General features: G+C 49.0%; 1 protein-coding gene. It reads right to left on the minus strand.

Features of this window, described 5'->3' with window-relative positions:
- Positions 1-160: 160 nt before the first annotated feature.
- Positions 161-847 (minus strand): pyrroloquinoline quinone biosynthesis protein PqqB (locus Q4486_RS15750; RefSeq protein ID WP_303419853.1); only part of this gene is annotated, 687 nt, incomplete at its 5' end.

Consider the following 847-nt stretch of genomic DNA (forward strand, 5'->3'; position numbering starts at 1 on the left):
GTGCATTTACCGTCATACATGGCGATATGGTAAGGGTGTTGCGTATGATAAAAATCGCCTTTCGCACGTAGCGCCGCTTCAAACTCATCGCGGCTCATCGGCTGTTTATCGCTTGCGTTGCTTGTCATAATTTATATGGCCTCTACACATCACTGGTAGGCTAAAGCTCTATGGACATACCGTCGTAAGAGATCTCTATACCATGGGAAAGGACTTCTGCATGCTCTGCAGAGTCTTCATCCAGTATCGGGTTGGTGTTGTTTATATGAATCAGTACTTTGCGCGGTTTTTCTAGCGTATCTAAGTACTCGATCATGCCACCCTTCCCTGACTGCGGTAGATGCCCCATTGCCACGCCGAGCTTGTCACCGACACCGGTCACGATGAGCTCGTCTTCCTGCCAAATAGTGCCGTCAACAAGCAACACATCTGCAGATTCCATATACGCGCGTAGATGAGGTTCAATCTGACCTAAGCCAGGTGCATAGAACAATTTTTTACCTGTGCGGGTATCTTCGATTTGCATACCGATATTATCACCCGGGTGCGGATCATCACGGTGAGGCGAGTACGGAGGCGCACTGCTCAACAACGGAACCGCGGTCAACTTCAACTCAGGCACCTGGGGAATAACAAACTCATTCGCCTCATCACCCTCATTGATTGGAATGCGGTTAACATGGTTACCCCCATTCCAATGTTTAAGCATATTTAACGTAGGAAAACCTGAGGTCAGATCCTGCTCAACCATCTCGGTGCACCAGATGTTATGGGGGCAGCCTTCACGCAGCATCAATAAGCCGGTGGTGTGGTCGATCTGACTATCCATATAGACGATCGCAGCAAT

It is taken from the genome of Neptuniibacter sp. 2_MG-2023 (genome assembly GCF_030547495.1).
Taxonomy (GTDB): Bacteria; Pseudomonadota; Gammaproteobacteria; order Pseudomonadales; family Balneatricaceae; genus Neptuniibacter.